Source organism: Wolbachia endosymbiont of Phyllotreta cruciferae, assembly GCF_918697765.1.
In the GTDB taxonomy this organism is placed as follows: domain Bacteria; phylum Pseudomonadota; class Alphaproteobacteria; order Rickettsiales; family Anaplasmataceae; genus Wolbachia; species Wolbachia pipientis.
The window spans coordinates 1,234,714-1,253,045 of the sequence record NZ_OU953855.1 but is presented as its reverse complement, the minus strand read 5'-3'; the positions used below and the strand labels follow the sequence as shown (position 1 = coordinate 1,253,045).

Annotated in this window: 20 protein-coding genes; 1 reads left to right on the top strand and 19 read right to left on the bottom strand. The window is 35.3% G+C overall.

From position 1 onward, the window contains the following. Positions 1-645 precede the first annotated feature (645 nt). Positions 646-2,592: an ankyrin repeat domain-containing protein gene (locus tag NL281_RS05775; protein ID WP_253303137.1), complete on the top strand. Its 1,947-nt coding sequence runs from the start codon at positions 646-648 to the stop codon at positions 2,590-2,592. Positions 2,593-2,876: 284 nt separating this feature from the next. On the opposite strand, the gene NL281_RS05770 is transcribed toward NL281_RS05775, so the two are convergent. The 19 genes from NL281_RS05770 to NL281_RS05680 form a co-directional block, all read right to left on the bottom strand. Further along, positions 2,877-4,361, bottom strand: coding sequence for a recombinase family protein (locus NL281_RS05770; protein WP_253303736.1), 1,485 nt, complete (start codon positions 4,359-4,361; stop codon positions 2,877-2,879). Between the two features lie 10 nt (positions 4,362-4,371). Further along, positions 4,372-4,803, bottom strand: a complete 432-nt coding sequence (locus tag NL281_RS05765) for a DUF2924 domain-containing protein (protein WP_253303136.1) — start codon at positions 4,801-4,803, stop codon at positions 4,372-4,374. A gap of 4 nt (positions 4,804-4,807) precedes the next feature. Next, positions 4,808-5,284, bottom strand: a complete 477-nt coding sequence (locus NL281_RS05760) for an ankyrin repeat domain-containing protein (protein WP_253303135.1) — start codon at positions 5,282-5,284, stop codon at positions 4,808-4,810. 33 nt (positions 5,285-5,317) lie between these two features. Beyond that, on the bottom strand, positions 5,318-6,013 hold the full coding sequence (locus NL281_RS05755; RefSeq protein ID WP_253303735.1) for an ankyrin repeat domain-containing protein: 696 nt from the start codon (positions 6,011-6,013) through the stop codon (positions 5,318-5,320). A 168-nt stretch (positions 6,014-6,181) separates the two neighbouring features. After that, the gene (locus NL281_RS05750) at positions 6,182-7,348 is read right to left on the bottom strand and encodes a phage tail protein (protein WP_253303134.1); all 1,167 of its coding nucleotides are present in this window, start codon (positions 7,346-7,348) and stop codon (positions 6,182-6,184) included. A 264-nt stretch (positions 7,349-7,612) separates the two neighbouring features. Beyond that, complete coding sequence (locus tag NL281_RS05745) at positions 7,613-8,413, bottom strand: baseplate assembly protein (RefSeq protein WP_253303133.1); 801 nt, start codon at positions 8,411-8,413, stop codon at positions 7,613-7,615. A 2-nt stretch (positions 8,414-8,415) separates the two neighbouring features. After that, positions 8,416-8,751 (bottom strand): GPW/gp25 family protein, encoded by a 336-nt coding sequence (locus tag NL281_RS05740; RefSeq protein WP_253303132.1) that lies wholly within the window; start codon positions 8,749-8,751, stop codon positions 8,416-8,418. Positions 8,752-8,753: 2 nt separating this feature from the next. Continuing rightward, entirely contained in the window at positions 8,754-9,008 is a 255-nt protein-coding gene (locus NL281_RS05735; protein WP_253303131.1) for a PAAR domain-containing protein, read from the bottom strand. Further along, entirely contained in the window at positions 9,005-9,469 is a 465-nt protein-coding gene (locus tag NL281_RS05730) for a phage baseplate assembly protein V (RefSeq protein WP_253303130.1), read from the bottom strand. Before NL281_RS05730 ends, NL281_RS05735 begins: the two co-directional genes overlap by 4 nt. Further along, positions 9,456-9,938 (bottom strand): hypothetical protein, encoded by a 483-nt coding sequence (locus NL281_RS05725; RefSeq protein ID WP_253303129.1) that lies wholly within the window; start codon positions 9,936-9,938, stop codon positions 9,456-9,458. The genes NL281_RS05730 and NL281_RS05725 overlap by 14 nt, the downstream gene beginning before the upstream one ends. Beyond that, positions 9,935-10,450, bottom strand: coding sequence for a phage tail protein (locus NL281_RS05720; RefSeq protein WP_253303734.1), 516 nt, complete (start codon positions 10,448-10,450; stop codon positions 9,935-9,937). The genes NL281_RS05725 and NL281_RS05720 overlap by 4 nt, the downstream gene beginning before the upstream one ends. Before the next feature lies 1 nt (position 10,451). Next, positions 10,452-10,757: a head-tail joining protein gene (locus tag NL281_RS05715; protein WP_253303128.1), complete on the bottom strand. Its 306-nt coding sequence runs from the start codon at positions 10,755-10,757 to the stop codon at positions 10,452-10,454. Between the two features lie 124 nt (positions 10,758-10,881). Further along, a complete protein-coding gene (locus tag NL281_RS05710) occupies positions 10,882-11,886 on the bottom strand; it encodes a major capsid protein (RefSeq protein WP_253303127.1) in 1,005 nt (334 codons plus the stop codon). A 32-nt stretch (positions 11,887-11,918) separates the two neighbouring features. Further along, positions 11,919-12,287 carry a head decoration protein gene (locus NL281_RS05705; RefSeq protein ID WP_253303126.1) on the bottom strand — a complete coding sequence of 123 codons (369 nt, stop codon included), beginning with the start codon at positions 12,285-12,287 and terminating at the stop codon, positions 11,919-11,921. A gap of 67 nt (positions 12,288-12,354) precedes the next feature. Then, positions 12,355-13,389: a S49 family peptidase gene (locus NL281_RS05700; RefSeq protein ID WP_253303125.1), complete on the bottom strand. Its 1,035-nt coding sequence runs from the start codon at positions 13,387-13,389 to the stop codon at positions 12,355-12,357. Then, positions 13,389-14,795, bottom strand: coding sequence for a phage portal protein (locus NL281_RS05695; protein WP_253303124.1), 1,407 nt, complete (start codon positions 14,793-14,795; stop codon positions 13,389-13,391). Before NL281_RS05695 ends, NL281_RS05700 begins: the two co-directional genes overlap by 1 nt. Beyond that, entirely contained in the window at positions 14,796-15,020 is a 225-nt protein-coding gene (locus NL281_RS05690) for a gpW family head-tail joining protein (RefSeq protein ID WP_019236402.1), read from the bottom strand. A 3-nt stretch (positions 15,021-15,023) separates the two neighbouring features. Further along, a complete protein-coding gene (locus tag NL281_RS05685; protein WP_253303123.1) occupies positions 15,024-16,850 on the bottom strand; it encodes a phage terminase large subunit family protein in 1,827 nt (608 codons plus the stop codon). After that, positions 16,847-18,331 (bottom strand): ankyrin repeat domain-containing protein, encoded by a 1,485-nt coding sequence (locus NL281_RS05680; RefSeq protein WP_253303122.1) that lies wholly within the window; start codon positions 18,329-18,331, stop codon positions 16,847-16,849. The genes NL281_RS05685 and NL281_RS05680 overlap by 4 nt, the downstream gene beginning before the upstream one ends. Between the last annotated feature and the right edge of the window lies 1 nt (position 18,332).

The following is an 18,332-nucleotide window of genomic DNA, read 5'->3' as shown; positions in this document are numbered from 1 at the left end:
GAGAAGAGTTTGTTTTGGGATGTGTTGGTCTACCAAACGATACATACGAACTTTTTTATATGGTAATTTCACTGTACGCTAAAACCAACTATATTAGCCTACTTTAGCCATGTTTACATACGAACTGTTTTGTATAACTTCGTTGCAAAGATTGCAAGCTTCTATTTTTATAACCTTATTTTTACGCGACTTGTTCTCACAAATATAAGACCCTTTTTGCAATCTTAGGAAGAGTCAATAATTCAATTCTTTAACTAGCATGGTACTTTTACTAAAGTATTTTTTGAAAAAGTTAGTTGACTTGTAAATAATTCTCTACTAATACTGGCATGTGTTTGTTTATTCTGCTGAAGTGGCTCCATGCAGGTTTGCTGTAAAAACTTCAGCAGTTTCCGTACTCCTTTAAAGCATCATGCTCTTATAGTAGTGATATCAAATATAGGTCTTAACTATGTTCATCTATAGTAAAATTAGCTCAAATTTGCAGTCATAAGCAACTTTTAACCTCTCTATATACTCCATTGTTACTCACCACAAAAACTTAACAAAAGCTTAACGACGTGAGTAGTAAAAAGATTATGGTTATTGACTTAATGTTACATATCGCATACAATATATCATATATCTTAGCTTAGAGGGATAAGTATGGGTGAGTCTACTGGGATAGTAAAATCTATCATCAATCTACTAAAACCAAAATCCAAACCAGAACTATATGATTTTGAATATGAATCCATTATAGAACATTTATCATCTAAAGAGCATTTATTAAATGAACTGATGAATGATATGTGGTACTCAGGAGATTTACCATCAGTTAGAAATTATAATGAACCATCATCTTTGATAGATAGCAAACTTGGATTAAGTGAACAGATTTGTGTTTGGTTTGCTCTAGATCATGATCTTACACCAAGTCAAAAAAATTTAAACAAAAAGTTACTTAGTGCTCTAAAATGTTTAGCTTCTAACTGTGGTTCATTTGATAATACTGAGCCCCTTGAAGAATTTTTACATGATAATAAAAACAATAAAGATTTAAAAGTAATTCTTAACCTAAGAAGAGGAGAATCTCGATCAACAGTATTGCATGCGATTGCAGGAGCAAATATTGGTGGATTTCGTCGCACAGGAAATCAGGCTATAGATTTACTCTTAGAAGCAGGCGCAGATCCTAACATACAAGATAATAAAGGAAAAACACCACTATACCTTGCTGCTGCTAAAGGTCATTACGATAATGCAAACTCTCTTCTCTTGAAAGGAGCTAACCCTAATATAACAAGTAGAAAGGGAAAAACTCCACAACAAATAGCAACTAATAAACTCTGCTATAATATAGAAGAATTATTTCTAACTGATAAACAGAAAAAGTTAAATGCAGAATTGTATGACTTACTTGTACTCGATTCAGACTGCACTAAAAATTTAAAGGAGTTTTTAAGTAAGCATAAAAGAGATTCAGACCTAAAAGTGGTGCTAAATATTCGGCAAGGAATGGGTGAATCAAAAGTGTTTTCGTATGTTGATCGTTTTTCTTGGGACAATGAAGGTCTTATTCAAGAGTTAAGAAAGATATTTTTAGAAGCAGGAGCATTAGATTGTGGTATAAATATTTATCGTCAGCAAAAGGAAGTACAGGCCAGTAAATTACTCGTTAATTTAACTTCAAATCAAAAGGAGAAGTTAAATAAGTTTTCTGATAAGGTATTTCGAGCTCAAAACATGGCTGAACTTGAAAAGATTGTAAACGATGCTATAAAGTCTGGCGTACGATTAAACTATTCTCTTTCACAAGATTTCTTTTCAGGCAATGAGTACACTTTTACCGATTATGTGATGAAAAAAATCAGTGAGTTGGAAAAAAATCCTAAAGTTTCTAGTAGTATAATATGTCAATTAGTATCAAAAGGGGCAGTGTTTGGTAATACAGTTGATGCTAACACACTGACATCAGAATTTAAAGAGCATAAAACTAACCTAAAAAAAGCTTATATAGATTATGTTAGCAATTCTCATAAGTTTATTGAAATCGCAAAAAGTGCAACCAATAGCGAGCTAAAAGATGCAAGAATAGACAACTCCGTTTTTTACTTAGAATATTCTAAAGATAGTAAAATAGACATTATAAAGATAACAGATGGGGTAAGGGATTTAGGTCTAACCGATGGAGAGATAAAGTGTGGAAGAAATATAGTAAAGATCGGTAAAAGTGAAGTAGAAATTAAAACTGAAGATGGCATAAGGAATTACACAGATCTTACAGAAGGTAGCAGTATAGTATTAACTTTCTATACTAGTTTGGGAAATGTAGACGTTAGGCTGTATCCTGACATACAGAATAAAAGCAAAATTATAGTAGAAGTGAGTGATAGAGAAGAAATATTAGAAAAATTCAAAGGTCGCGAAGAAGAGTTGGGCAATGATTGCGAGCTTGGTAACTACTGGGTCTACGATGCTATTGAACAGGGATATTTTGAAAGATCTGGTGGATTAATACGTCCTGAAGTAATAAGCGAGTCTAACAACAAATGGACAGAACGTGAAGAGTTAAGAAGAACTTCTGATTCTAGGGGAGAAGTTTCTAGGTAGATTAATTTGCCATAAAGGTTAAAGATTATTATTTAAATATAAACTACTATAATTTATAGATTTTGGATCATTTTCTACCACTGTTGCATCCAGTATGCTAAAATCTTCATTATTTATATTGATATTTTCACATAATTGATTCTGTAACATTGACTTACTTTTCTATATCAATTTCAGCATCTTTTTGTGTGGCCCTTTGCAGTAGCTCCTTTTGCAATAACCTTTTTTAATTTTCTGGCACATACTTTTTTCGATGTTTTTTCATATTGTTGTTTTTATAAACGTTACGACGCTGAGCCGTAAAACTTCTCCAGTTGCTCACCCCAAAGCATCGGTATTTCTCTCAAATCAACTAGCTTCAAACCTCTCGGTTGTCTCCCATTTACTATGTCTTCTTTTATCTTTGGAGCTAAATAATTTAACCTTAAAATTTGCTGTATACGTCTTGTACCTATATTAATTTTCTTACTCAGCTCTTTTATATTTGCGTATTTCCCTTCCTCTAGTTGCCGTCTCCACAGATGGGCTCTTACCACTGCTTTCAGTAATGCATTGTTTGTTTTCCCCTCTGGCTCTACTACTGTGCATTTATTTCCTTTCTTCTTCATTGGTATAAATATCTTCTCTGACTCAGAATGCACTTCTAGTCCATCTTCCTTTACCATTACTCCCTTTATTAATTTCTTCACTGCTTCTTTCTGTTCCCCGAAACTTAAATTTTTCCATTCTTCCGCTTTTTCTTGCCAATTTTTGTATAGGTGCTCTGCTCTCTTCATTACTTCTTTTTCTACTTCTCCGGCTACTACTGTTCGGTTTATTGATTCACAATTTTTTCCTCTTAAATGATTATTGCACACATAATATCTATACCTTTTATTTTCCTTTTTTGCATACGTCAGCGTCATATTTGCATTACAGCTCTTGCACTTTATTATTCCCTTTAGCAGTGCTTCCTCATATTTTGCTTTTCTATATGGTTGATTCCTTATTAATTCTTGTGCTTTTTTCCACTTTTCCTCTTCTATTATTGCTTCATGTTTTCCTTCATACTCTTTCTCATAATGCCTTATTTTTCCCATATATATTGGATTTGTTATTATTCTCCTTACCGTCGCTTTTTTAAAGATATTTGATTTTGTTCTGTAACCTTGACTATTTAGCTCTCTTGCCAATTCTGCCATTGACTTCAGCTTCAAATATCTCTCAAATATATAACTTACCACTTTTGCTTCTTTCTCATTTATTATTAATTCTTTATCCTTTACATCATATCCAAGCGGTAAAGTTCCACCCATCCATAAACCTTGTTCTTTTGATGTTGCTATTTTATTTTTTACTCTCTCTACTATCATTTCTCTTTCTAGTTGTGCTGCTCCTGATAACACCGTTTGTACGAATTTTCCCATTGGCGTATTATTGTCAAATATTTGTGTTACTGCTACAAAATTTACTCTATGCCTTCTAAAAAATGACGTTACTTCGATGCTGTCTTTTGTTTCTCTTGATAATCTATCTAGCGTATATACTACTACACAATCTACTTCTCCTTTTTTTACATCTTCAAACAACTCCTTTATCGCTGGTCTTTCTAAATTTTTCCCTGAAAATCCGCCATCATCGTACCTTTTTGCCAATGCTACCCAGCCTTCTTTGCTCTTTACGTACTTTTCACATGCTACCCTTTGCGCATCAAGACTGTTAAACTTTTGTTCTAGACCATCCTCATTTGATTTTCTTGTATATATCGCACACCTTACTTCCTTTAGCATTTTATTCTCTTCAATTTTCATTTTTATCACGCATCCCAAATAATAAAGGTCCGTTGTAGCTCATTCCCATTATTTTTCCTGCCACTGCTGACAATGATGTATAAAACTCTTCTTTGTAGATTAAACCTTTATCTGTTACCATTACTGCATGAGTCTCTTTACCTCTCTCTAATATTAGCTCTGTTCCTGCTACTGGCAATTTGTCACTACTTATTCTTTTTCCCTTCTCTAGCCGATCTGCCAGATACTCTAGTCTTTTTGCTCCTTTTCTTGACATTTCTCCATATACTTTTTCCTGCATTCTATAAGCTAATCTCGGTATCAGATATTTCTTTGAATGTTTAGGTGCTTCTTCCCCAAATACCTTCTTCCACATTCTCCTTAGCTCTTCTAACGTTTTTTTCTCTAAATTCATTACTTTCTTTTCTGTTTCTTCCTCCATGTTTTTAGCCTCTCATAGAAGATTTCCCACTTTGCTGTTCAAATAACCTTTCAATTCTGTCTATTTCTTTCTTTAATACTTCAGTTACTTCTTTACTGGTTTTCGCATAATCCATCGCTGTCATTCCAAATTTATCTGCTTGTTCTATTTCTCCTCCAGCTTTCACTAGCTCCTCCACTATTTCTTTTTCTCCTACCATGCACGCAAGGTGTAGAGGTATGCATTTATTTCCATATTCCTCAGCATTTACTTCTGCTCCTGATTTTATCAATTCCCTCACGATTTCTAGGCGTTTCTCGGTTACCGCTAGATGCAGTGCTGTATATCCTCTTGCATCTGCTGCATTCACATTCGCTCCTTTTTCGACTAATAACTTCACTGTTTTTGCTTCTACTGCATAATGCAGAGCTGTTCTGTCTCTTGCATAAATACTTTTAAATGAGTTCTCTAATAGTGACTCCTCTTTTCCTTTTTTACTCATAACCTACCTCACCTTTTTTTTGAATTTAAATTCCTAAGCCCTCCTTTTCACCACCTCATCTATCATTTCATTTACTTGGCTCATTATTTTGCTTGCTAAATTTTTACATTCTTCCTTTATCAGTGATTTGTCTCTCTTCCTTATTTCTTCTATCTCTATTATTTTTAGCTCCGGCATGTAGCTTCCATTCAACATGTCTGCTATTTCTCCTACTAGCCTCTCTATTCCATAGCACGTCAGTTCTCTACTTTTTGTTATTCCTCCTTTTTCTCTCAGAAATTTACTCGCCCTTTCACTTTCTTTGCTATCACATAGACGATACTTTTCACTTTCCCAGATGTAATACATTGGTGTTGCACCATATTTATTCAGTTGATTAACCTCAGCTCCTGCTTTTACTAGCTCTTTTATTATTTCAACTCCTCCTATTTTGCATGCAGAGTGGAGTGGCGTACATCCAGTGACATATTGAGTGGCATTTACTTCTGCTCCCGACCTTAGCAGCACTTTTACATTTTCTAAGCTTTTCGCAAATACTGCACAGTGTAGTGGTGTATAACCCTTTTTATCTCTTGCATTTACCTCTGCCCCTTTTTTTATTAATAATCTCACTGTTTTGTAATCAGAGATTTCTACTGCTTGATGCAAGATCGTCTCTCCTTCTTCATTTCTTTTATTAATATCGTTACTTGATACTTCTTTAAAAAACTTACTCTTGCTAAAACTCATTTCATACCTCACAAAACTAGCTTTTCTAGCGCCAGATAAATTTCTTATGTTTACCTGCTGCTATTCAAGTCATGTCCGTTTTGGCATGAGAAAGCAAGTCTTTTTCTTTTTATTTCATACACTTTTACCTATTATTAATATAATATATGAGTATCTAAATATAAATACTTAACTTATTAGAGATATTATTCGACTATCTTTCCAACTTCTGTTCAAATGTCGATGTTCATGCCACTTCAGTACTCCTGAATAAAATACTAAAATGTGCTTTTCTAATTCGTGTATTGAGTCTTTTTTCTCTGAATCCAAATCATTTTTATAGTAAACGTTGTGTTCTGCTAAAACATATTTTCTGACCTTCTGATCTGTATAATTTTCTACTTTATAGTTGTGAGTAACGCTAAACCTTTCTAAAATTGGCTTGTGTTTTAAACTCCAATGTTGCCCTGAAAGTTTATCGTTTCCCAATACAAATTTATTTCCTTCTTCTTCTATTCTACCAACCGGAAAACAGCTATTTATTTCTCCTAATTTCCAGCTATCTGACAGTACAATCTGCGCTTTGACAAACTTAATTGCTGGTAATAAACTTTGTGGTAATGGATATAGTGCTTTTAAGTTGTACCACTGATGATTCCTTCCATAGATGCCTTTGTAATCCTTTATGTGAGGTTCTGTTTCTCCAAGTACTGCCACATCTAACCGATATATGTCATTACTAAATGCTTGCTCATAATGAACACGAAAAGTACTAAACTTAAAACTTGGATTTAAGATTTTTAGCTCAAATGTATTCTTCCGACCAAACGATAATACTGGTCCATCCTTTTCAACCTTTATCCCTGAGTAATCCGATAACAAACTTCCAAATAAACTTTCATCTAAAATAAACCTATCAACGTTATAGTGATCATTGAAAATCCTCATTAGCCGCGATCTTGCTGGTAACGATAGTTTTGCAAGTTCTACTACTGCATCCACAAAAAAGTCATTTGGAACATCTTTTATTCCTATTTGCAACTCGAAAAAATGTTTACCAGGTGGTTCTTCGATAATTGTAATATCTTCTATATTTGCCCATTTTAGTGCTATTTTTAGTGATGCTGGAGTTCCTCGCAGTCTTTGAAATTTTACTCCTTCTACTATGGCTTTTCTTCTATCTTTTATCCAGCGCAGTATTTCCCCCAATTCATATTCCTCAATCAACCACGGCAATGTTTCTTCTTTAAGATTAAACTTAAATCCTTTGATACAGCTTGGATCAACCTTATAATCTATTGCATCAACCAGTGCTTGCTCTTGCTTTGTTGCGTTTGGCGGTAATAAACTTTTCATTTGTCTTTTCTTTCAAGTTGCTTTAATTTCCTTTATTTAGGTAGCTTATGAGTAACCAAGAGATCATTGCAGAAAAATAAAGATGTTCTCTAATATCGAAAACACTCTCCATAATATTTGACCATATTATCCATACTTTAAAAAACAAGTTACAACTTCTGGAAGAAAATCAATACTTTCGTCTCCCTAACATTGGATCCAGTAAACCTTAAACCACTTATTGCATGCAATCCCCTCACTGGCACAAAACAAAAAAAATACGTTTTAAATCCTATCTAACTTGACGTGGCCAAGCACTGCACACTCATTCCCCAATACTACAACATCCTCTTTTGGCTCTATTAATTCTACGTTTTCTACACCCTCTACAAATAGATTTGCTATTATCCAAGATCTTGTTACACTCCACCCTAATCTTTTTGCTAATTCAAATTTCTCAATAAACTGCTTCTTGATTTCTTCCTCTGATATTATATAATTCGTGCTGATTCTGCTGTGGATATCTATTTCTATAATATTGCAGCCAATTACTGTTACTGTATCGGTTAAAACCCTTATATCATCTCTAGTAACTTGCTTTCTTACAATTTCAAGTAGCTCTTCTAATGCTATGCCAGTTGTGGATAATTGTGTTGATAAAATCGAGATCTGTACTTTCCCTGGTATAGGTGATTCTACTAATGCATCTTTTACTCTACTATCTGCTGACAGTGCATAATACCTATAATACTCCTTGCTCCCACATGTGCTACAGCCTTTTATTTTTGCTTTTACCTTCTTTCTAAATCTTTCATCCTCTTCTTCTTTCTGCCTCTCTACTCCATAAAACCCAGCCAAATTATCAAGATCTTCTCCTGTCGCAAATTTAAGTAAGTTACTCTTTACTGTTTCATTTATTCTTTCTCTAAGCAAAAGTTCTCTCCATGCTGCTACCTCCAGAATCTTTATTGCTGGATCCGACTCTACTAATCCTGAAAAGGTTTCATCCCTACGGACCAATTCTTCCTTCATTCTCGAAAAGATTTCTTCATAACTTAGCTTTTCAATAATATTAGGTGTCTGCATTTCTAAACAACTACTCCATTAATATTTATGAACTTACCTTCTGAAAGATAGACACCTTCTAAATTCAATGTTACTCTCCCTTCTTTTACTCCTTCAACTTTTACCTTTTCTAACTTAAATCTCTTTTCCCATTTTTCCAAAGCTTCTCCTGTTGCTGCATATATCTCAAGTGTTAAATTTCTATTTATTGGCTTATCCACCAATTCAAATAATCTTGACCCATAATCTCTCCTCATTATTCTACTGTTTACTGGAGTGGTCAGTATATCAATTATCGATTGCTTTAAGTGCTCTATTCCTTCTAACGCTTTTCCTGTTTTAGCATCCATACCCTTCATTTCTATTTTGCAAAAACGCTTTCACTGCCTTTTATTACTTTAAAACCACATGAAACTATATCTCCTACTCTTCCTACACTAAGACCATTTGCAAACACTGTTTTTGATCCTTCAGTTAATGCTCTTCCTTCACTAAAATTGTCTCCTTGTCTGCATATTGACTTACCGTTTACAAAAACATTGTTACTCCCACTAATGCAGAAATGTGGTATAGCTTCTCCACAGTAGTCTCCTAACCTCACTATTCCTTTGTTCAATTTAAGTCGATCCTTTCTGCTTTCAGTTTTATTCCACTTTTTGTCATTTCTATTCTCGATTCCCCAGCTTTCAGTGTTATTTTGTCTACTACTTCAATCTCTAAATGATGTTTTGCCTTATCATATAACAATCTTGTTCCATCTTGAAACTTCACACTATTTATTTCTTTTTTATTCTCTGGTGCATGGTATTTTTCCTGATATATTCCTGCTAACACCACTCCTAATGATAGTTCACCAAGAGGAGAAAATACCATAACCTGTTCATCGATATCTGGCGGAGACCAATCTCTATCTTTTCCTGCCTTGCTTGTTATCCATGGCAACCAATCTGTTAAAAATTCTCCTATTTTCACTCTTACTTTTGCTTTTTCATAATCTATTTCTTTTACAACTCCTATACGAACAATGTTGGCCATTTTCCTCTGTAGTTCCGAAATTGCAAAATTATTTTCTAACATTTATTTCACCGATTTCTATTTTGTGTGGCATAAATTTTCCTTCTTTCCAAATAAATCGCCCTACGTGTATTGTATGCACCCATTCAACCATCCACACGAGATATGCATCTAATTCTGGCCTAAAATCATCTCCTCCTCCTGATATAAATTCTCCTGGTGAAACATTTTTCACGTTCCAAGTATTTTTATTTACTACTTTTGCAACTTCGCTAGCTAATGATCTAACAATAATAGGTGCATTTTCTATTGTGCTATCAATCACTATTCGTGCCTCAAATCTTGCTTTCAGCGCTAATTCTTCTGTTCCTGGATCTTTTCCCGATTCTAAACTCACAAGCTCTACAAATAACGCTGGCGCTAATAATTCTTTTCTTATCGATGGATAAATTTCACATGTCTGTATAGACGGTATTTCTTCCTTCAGTGTGCTGCAAATTGTTTGATGTAAATCTTTCCAGAACTTTGTCATATCTTTAAAATATAGTTTAGCTCATGCTTAAAGTATTTCTCAAACTCTCTCTCACTCTCATAATTAACAAGGTCTTTTATTATTCTTGAGCCTTCTGGTTCCAGCGGTAGTTTTACTTCCTTTATTGGCAATGCTGCTCTTCCTTCACGTTTAAAAATACCGCTATTTCCTTTTGGCATAACTGCTGCAAATCCTCCTATAAACTCATGCTTTCCTACTTTCGATCCTCTTCTTGTTTTTTGTATTTTGCCAATTGTCGATGCTCTAATGTCGTAGAGATTTGCTCTAATTAACACTTCTAATCTGCTAGTTTTTGCCTTAAAAATTCTTAATCTCTTTCTTATCAAACTTAATTTTATCTTCTTTTCCTCACTAATTTCTTTTGCTGTCTTCAATTTTAGCCATAGTGCTGTTCTGTTTAACGCTCTCACTATTGCTAATTCTATTTTTTTTCTTTTAGCATTTACACTTTCTATTACCTCATTACTATTAACTTCTATATGCACAGACATTTTACACCCCATACGCTTCGATTCGCCAGACCATTCCAGATTTATCTCTAAGTGGTGGTGTGTGTATTTTGTATTTGCAATCACCTATAACAAAAATATCTCCTACAATTGGCCTCAGTATATCAAAAATGCTTACCTCAAGAAAAAGCATCTCTCCCACAAATTGTCCTTCACCAATCTCGTATAATTTATCTGGCTGTTGCTTTAGTACTTGTACCATATATGACTTACCCTTTGACTCATATAAAGCCAGCTCCCCTAAATGGGCAAGACAATCTTCTAATAACCTCTTTACATTTTCCTGCATACCATTTTCTATTCATTCAAATTCACTTCTAAAGGCTTCTAAAAATATATTGCATCCTTATATTTTTTTAGCATACTCAACACATATTAAAACCATAAGTAGAGTTTTCTACGTGAGGGCTCTACTATGTTGTTACTATTTTTACCAAAACTCCCGGACGATGGCACATTGGCAATGGATTCGACTGCGTATGTAAATCAGTCCCTCTATCAAACCTCCTTGGTTCTTGCTTTGCATATAGTGGCTGTCCAAGAGTATTTACTGTCTCATTAAAATCTGCTGGTGCAAAATATGTCGTAAATGTGCTTGCTGTTCCTACTGGAAAACAGTGCCCTGTATCTTTCTCAATAAATCTTCTCACGGTTCCTTCAGGGTCAGTTGCTTGCCCTCTATATTCCTCAAATGTTATACCACAAAACGTAAATCCTGACCTCATATCATTTCGAAGCGCTGCTCCTTCTTGCCATCTCTCGTATGCTTCTTTCACTTTAGTATGTGAAGTTAGTGCATCAAAAAACTCAGGGCTTACCAAGGCATGAATTCCGGTCATATATTCACCACTTAGATTATCTTCTATATGCCGGAGTACTTCCAGACACTTACGTTTTACATCAGTTGTTGCAGTTCCTAGTGCAAAATTTACTACTTTTGGTGTGATTTCAAATTCGTTGTACAGATTTAATAATTCTGACCCATCAGCATCTAAAATTATTCCTTTTAGCGCTCCCATTCGCAAATGCTCTAATGTTATTGCATGTTTGTTTCTCATTAGCTGTAAATGGTCAGTTATTACGTCTGCTAGCGCTTTAAGTTCACTTTCTGATCCAAATGCCCTTATTCCCTGTACTTCCTCTGGTAACACTACATCATCATGCGGAATATGTGGAATCGTAAATGTTCTTACCTTTCTTTTTCCTCTTTTTCCTACTGTTGCTGGCGCCCCTGGTACTTGCGTTGGTAATAAACTTAATACTCCGTTGTGTTCTTCTATGGTAATATGTCTAAATCTTACTGACCTACTTGGAAACAAATTTAGATTTTCAACTCGTCCATAATTTATCGGCAATATATTTATCGCATTTGTTAGTGCCGTCATGCTAAATGCTGTATTTGTAAATGGATTTTGCATTTTTTCTCTCCTTTTTTTCCTATTAATTTTAGTTAAATTCCCTTGCGGACAATGATCCCTCGTTCTTCAAGTTGCTTTATTGCTGCAGCTTTCTGCTCTTCAGTGATATTTGCTGGCCACACAACCGCATGATCTGCTAGTATTGCACAACGAGTAATAATTACTGCTTTAGCATTTTCTGTCGCATTTACATCACTTACTACTGCACCTATCGCTGTTTGTGTACCATCTGTGGCAGTTGGATTTATTATCTTAACCATGCTATCTTTATCGAGAGCCACTACTGTACCAAGCTTTAGGTTCTGCCCTTTTGCTACTGTTATCTGATCTCTTGAATATAGACTTGATGCTTCATACTTTAATAAGTCACCCAGATTATTTTGTTCGCTTATACAACTCATAAATTTCTCTCCTTAACTGCTTACCGCCGCTTTTATCAATGCTATATACGGCGGTTATAAAAATACTTTAACTCCTACGACTTTTCGCTACCTGCATCATCAATTCTTCTCCTGAATTCTGTGGTATTGCACTCAGTATCTCTGTCTTCTTTGTTCTCTCTGCAAGTAATTCCATTAAAACTTCCCTAGCTTGCTCAACACTTACACTTTGCTCAATAAATTCTCCTATCTTTTCTGGCATCTTCGATAAATTACATAAACGTATTAATTCAAGAACTTCAGTACGATACTTGGTTAAATTATCAGTTTCTAGGTCATTTGTAGTTTGTTCATTCATAGTAATACTCCTGTTTTTATTAATAGATGAAAGAATTGTCATTCCGTCTGCAAGGCCTATTTCTACTGCTTTCTCCCCAAAATATAGTCCTGCCTCTGTTGATCGAATCTTTTCAATTGAAAGACCTCTGTTCCTTGCTATTAGCTGCAAAAACATTTCATATAGTCGTCCTACTTCTTTTTGTAAGCTTTCTAAACTTTCAGACGTTATTGGCTCATGCGGATTTAAATCATTCTTTCGACTGCCAGCAAAGATTGTGGTGTATTTTATTCCCTGTTTTTCATCAAACCCACTTTGATCTATATGACTTGCTATTACTCCAATACTGCCAACACCAGAAGTTCTGCTCACAAATACCCTCTCAGCGCTTGAAGCTATAGCATATGCAGCAGAGTATGCATCATCATTTGCTATCGCTATTATCCTCTTTTTTGCTCTTGATTCATAAATAAAGTCAGCTAGGTCAAATATACCGTTTACCTCTCCTCCGGGGCTATCTATTTCCAGCATAATTGTCTCTATGCTACTATCTGCTAATGCTTGTTTGATTTGTTCTTCTATTTGCTCATATGATGTCATCCCGAGCATTTCATCAAACGCACCTGGTTTTTTAGTCAAGATTCCATGTATTGCTATAATTGCAGTTCTTTCTACGTTACTTTTGATGGAGTGCTTTATGTTTTTAAACGTGGGATGTTTTTGATTGTTTAATGACAATAGCTCAAAACTCCTTGGTTCAAGCATTAATGGTTTTCCTAAGAGCATCATAATCCTTTACAATCAGAGTCAAACATTAAGTTGAGACTATTTGCACGTTTTTGATCTTCTGCTATTTCTTGATCTATTTCTTCAACATCGTAACCCATTTCTGATACTACTTCCGATCGACTCTTAAATCCATTCCTTACTGCCATTTGCTGCGATTGCTGGTCTTTCAGTGGATCCACCCAATCAAATCCCTGTGGTATCCATTTTACTTCTTCTTTCGCTGCTTTTACTACTTTTTCATCTATACAGAGTTCTCCACAAAGCACTGCTAATTCTAGCCATCTATTCCAAATAGGTCTACAAAACTGGAACACTATCACGTTATGCTGTAACATTGCGCACCTTCTGCGAAACTCTATCAACCCTGCCCGAATGGATGAATAATTAACGCTTGTTAAATCTCCTGTTAGCTGCTCATATGTTATTCCTGTACCTATTGCTATTGCCCTCAGTTGCTGTCTCATAAACGCTTCATAACTTCCTCCAACATCTGATGGCTCTGAAAATTTTATGTCCTCTCCTGGGTCTAAAAGCTGCATTGTTCCAGGTTCCAGGCCAGATAGTGCTACTCCTTGCTCACTTGCTTCACCTTCTCCCATGATATTTGCTTCTGGATCAAGTCTCGTAATAAATCCCGCAAACATTGCTGCAGTCTTTTTTCGTACTAATTCTGCATCATCATATTGATCAAGTTCATAGAGCTTTAGCAGTATACTCGAAAGCCATGGCTCTCCTCTAATTTGCCCAGGTCTTAGTGGTCTATAAATATGTAAAACATCATTTGCTGGTACTCTTACTGATTCTCCAAATGAGCCTTCGCCTGGATGTTCTCTAAATAAGTAATATGCTTCTCTTTGCCCAAGCTTGTTAAACTCAATCCCGTTTCTTATTACATTACCATTTGCTAAAGTTTGATTTGTTTTATTGTCTAAATGTTCAGACTCAAGTACTTGCAGTTGTAGTGGTACAGAAAATCTATCTTCCAGCTTTCTCGTTCTTAAACGTACAAAACATTCTCCTCCCTCTATCATACTTCTGCATACTAGAGCTTGTAATCCATAAAAATCACTTACTCCACTACTGTCTGCTTCATCTGTCCATCTTAGCCATAATTCTTGCACCTTCTTTCGAAATTCTCCATCTCTTGCTTTTGATTGTGGTTTTATTCCTGTTCCAATAGAGTTACTTACTATCGTATCAATTATATTTGCAGCGTAAGGATTTTTTCTCACCATATCACGTGATCTACTACGTAAAGTTTCAAGGCTTTGAGACAGCAAATTGTTTATACTTCCTAACTCTGGTTGAAAGTGAAAAAATCTTCTTCCTGAGCCTGCTGCATCCCAGGCTGAACTTTTGATTTTTGGCTTGTTGAATAATTGTTTGAAGGTTTTTAGTAGCATTTATAAAATTCCTTTACTCGTTGAAAAAATAATTTTCCTCTTTGGCTCCACTCCAGCAATCTTTAGCTCAGCTTTAATTCGTTGTCTTAAGTTTAGTAAATCATTTATATCTACTTCTGCATATCTTACCACATGATCACCATATGCAATTGATACTACTCGCTCTCCGTTTTGCAGCTTCTTTATCGCTTCTTCGACTTGAATTAAATAATCTTCGTTATACATTTATTACTTGCTGATCCATTTGCTTTTGACTATTTTCTTTGATTTTTTACTTTCCGGTTTTTCACTTAAACTATTCCATTTACTCTCTGGCCATCTGTCTATTCCCAGTGCTATCGATGCTGCTCTTGCATAAATTCGGCAATCTAGTACTTCATTTCTTTCTCTTACCTTTTGCCACTCTTGTTTGGTATATCCTTTTACTACTTTGCTGACTAATTGCTCTGCCGTTAGCTGCTTAAAATACTCAGGTGCATACTCGGGAAAATGACAATACCCTGGCGGTGTTTCTTCACCTTCTTTTAAAATATTAAGTAATTGAAAAAGCTCTGACTTTAATATCGATACTCCGACTGGCCAGAGCTTTATTCCTCTTTTCAGCTTTTGCCCTCCAACTGTTATATCTACTCTACTTGGGCTGCTCAGCGGCACTAGTGCTTTATTTACACCTTTCACTGCCATTACTCTTCCAGACCCTTGATGACTTCTCACCCAGTTGTAAACTTCCTGCGTTGCATACCCTGCATCAACCGCCATCATACTTATCATATATTCAAGCCCATTTTCACCAATAAAATGATGATTGAGGAGCTCCGAAAGCTTTTTCCATACTTCTCTACTTCCTGTATCTCCTTCAAATACTCGGTAGTCTATTGACCAACTTTCACGACTTTTTCCCCATGCTACAACTTCCACCTCTAGACGATCTTTTTGGACATCTACTCCTGCAGTAAGTACCACTTCTCTCCTTGGTACTGTGCCAATCTGAAAAAATTCTCTCCTGTTAAATAATTGCTTCCAATCAGGTACTTCTCCTTTATCTACCCAGGTTTCTCCAAGCGTTGTGTTGATCCAAACTTTCAGTAATTGTTCACTTTCCTTTGCATGCAGAAAATCCTCTACTGCTTGTTGCCAACTATACCACCCAACTGGGCTATAAAGACTTGAAAGGTGAAATCCTATTACTTTGCTATTGTGTACTTGATTTGTAGCTCTCCATTCTCCACGTTCAAGCATCTCTGTCTTTTGATGATTTTCTATCTTTTCACCACATTCTATACATATATAGTGTGCTGTACTTGGATTTTTATCTTCCCATTTTATTTGTGACCATTTTAGAACTTGATAGTAATTACAATGCGGACATGGTACAAAAAAATATCTCTTATCTGTTGCTTCAAATTCCTTCTCAATTCTGCTTATTCCATGAATCGTTGGTGTTGATACTAAAAAAATCTTTCGCCGTGCAAATGTATTGGTACGAGCTATGCTGAGTAAAACTGGATCTCCTTCTCCTCCTGAATCTCCTGGATATGCATCTATCTCATCAAGAAAGAGATATTTTACTGGCATAGAACGAAGTCCTACACTGCTATTTGCTCCGGTTATTACTACTATTCCACCTGGAAACTCCTTACTTTGCACAGTATTTCCTGAGTCTCTTGACCTTGGGTCTTTTACTTTACTTTTTAAACATGGTGTACTTTCAATCAGTGGCGCAAATCTTCCTTTTGACCAACGCTTTCCCATTTCAACTGTTGGCTGTACTACCAGCATTGGACCTGGTGTCTGATCTATGATGTAGCCAATCCAATTGTTACCAGCTTCTGTTCCCCCAATCTGCGCTCCTTTCATGAATACTACTTTTTCTGCAGGTGAAGATGGTGATAGTGAATCCATTATTTCTTTTAAATAAGGAGTTCTTTCTGTTCTCCATTTACCTGGCTCTGATGCTGCAGTTGATGCTAGAACTCGATACTCATTCGCCCACTCTGATACTTTAAGTAGTGGATCTGGTCTTAAACCTTCAGAAAAAGATGTGGCGTATATCATTGTCTGCATCTACTCATAATTGGTTCTATCTCGATATCATTAACAGTAGAACTACACTCCTCCAATTCCATAAACATCTTTTTCTGAAATTCCTTTTCTATATATCTTTTGCTCATCTCACTTATCATTATTGCTATAACAAGCGCAAATACTCCTGTTATTGTTGCAAAAATGATTGCACTGCTTATTGTTGTTGCCGTTAAACCTATATATGCCGCTACTGCTATTGCACTAATTGAAACATAGATGCAGACAATATTATTATGTTTTTTCATCCTTTTATCTGCTATTTCTCTCTGTGCTATATATTTATTATGAATGGTTGGAAAATTAACAACGGTATCTCTGCAGAGCAATGCCCCATTTTTTTCAGTAAACAAAACTTTGAGTAACTCTAAATTGTTTGATTTGATTGCTAAGTGCAGAACAGGTGTATAATTTGCTCCTTTTTTCAGCAATAACTTTACTACATGTAAATGCCCTTTTTCTGCAGCAAGGTAAATCGGTGATAGACTCTTATTATTTGAAATATCAATATCAATTTCTTCTTTTAAGATAGACTCTACAAGCTCAATTTCTCCTCTTTGTGCAGCTAAATGGAGTAGACTATTCTTTTCAGAACCGTATTTATTACTCATCAAAGCCTTCTTTATCTCAGGTTTAGCGTAATCAAATGGTGTTTTACCGCTATCGTCTTTTACCAGAGGGTCTATATCTTCTCGCGTTAGTAAAACTTCTATTGTTTTAAGTCTTTCAGCATAGTGTAGTGGTGTTTTATTTTCGTAGTCTTGCAAATTGACTTGAGCATTAGGCTCCCTTATTAAGCATTTGAGGATATCCAAACACAAATCTCTTTCATCGTAATTAGTATTACTTACAGCTATATGAATAGGTGACAATTTCATTGAGTTTTGTCCCATGCGCGCGCTATTTACATCTGCTCCAAGCTTCAGCAGTAACTTTACTATCTCCAACTTTTTATTATTAACTGCATAGTGCATTGGTGTCTGATTTCGCACATCAAAGACATCTATTTCAGCGTTTCCTTCTCTTATCAAAATCTTTACAACTTCTGCATGTCCTATGCCTGCCGCTAGATGTAATGGCGTATGATGCAAAGCATTTCGTGCATTAACGTCAATACCTTTTCTGATCAAATATCTCACTGCATTAATTTCACCTATCATTGCAGCTAAATGAAGTAAACTATCTTGTTCTGACCCGTATTTGTTATTAATTAGCGCTTGTAATATCTCTGCTTTTTTCCCTTCTTTGGCGTAATCAAGAGATGTTTTACCATCATTATCTTCTACAAAAGGATTGATATTCTTTTTTGTGAGTAGCAGATCCACCATACTTAATTCATCAAACTCTATAGCGCAATGTAGTGGGGTTTTTCCATTTAATCCTCTGACATTAACATCTAATCCAGGTTGATTAATGAGGCATTTTATTAACTCCAGACTTAAGTTATCAGCCATT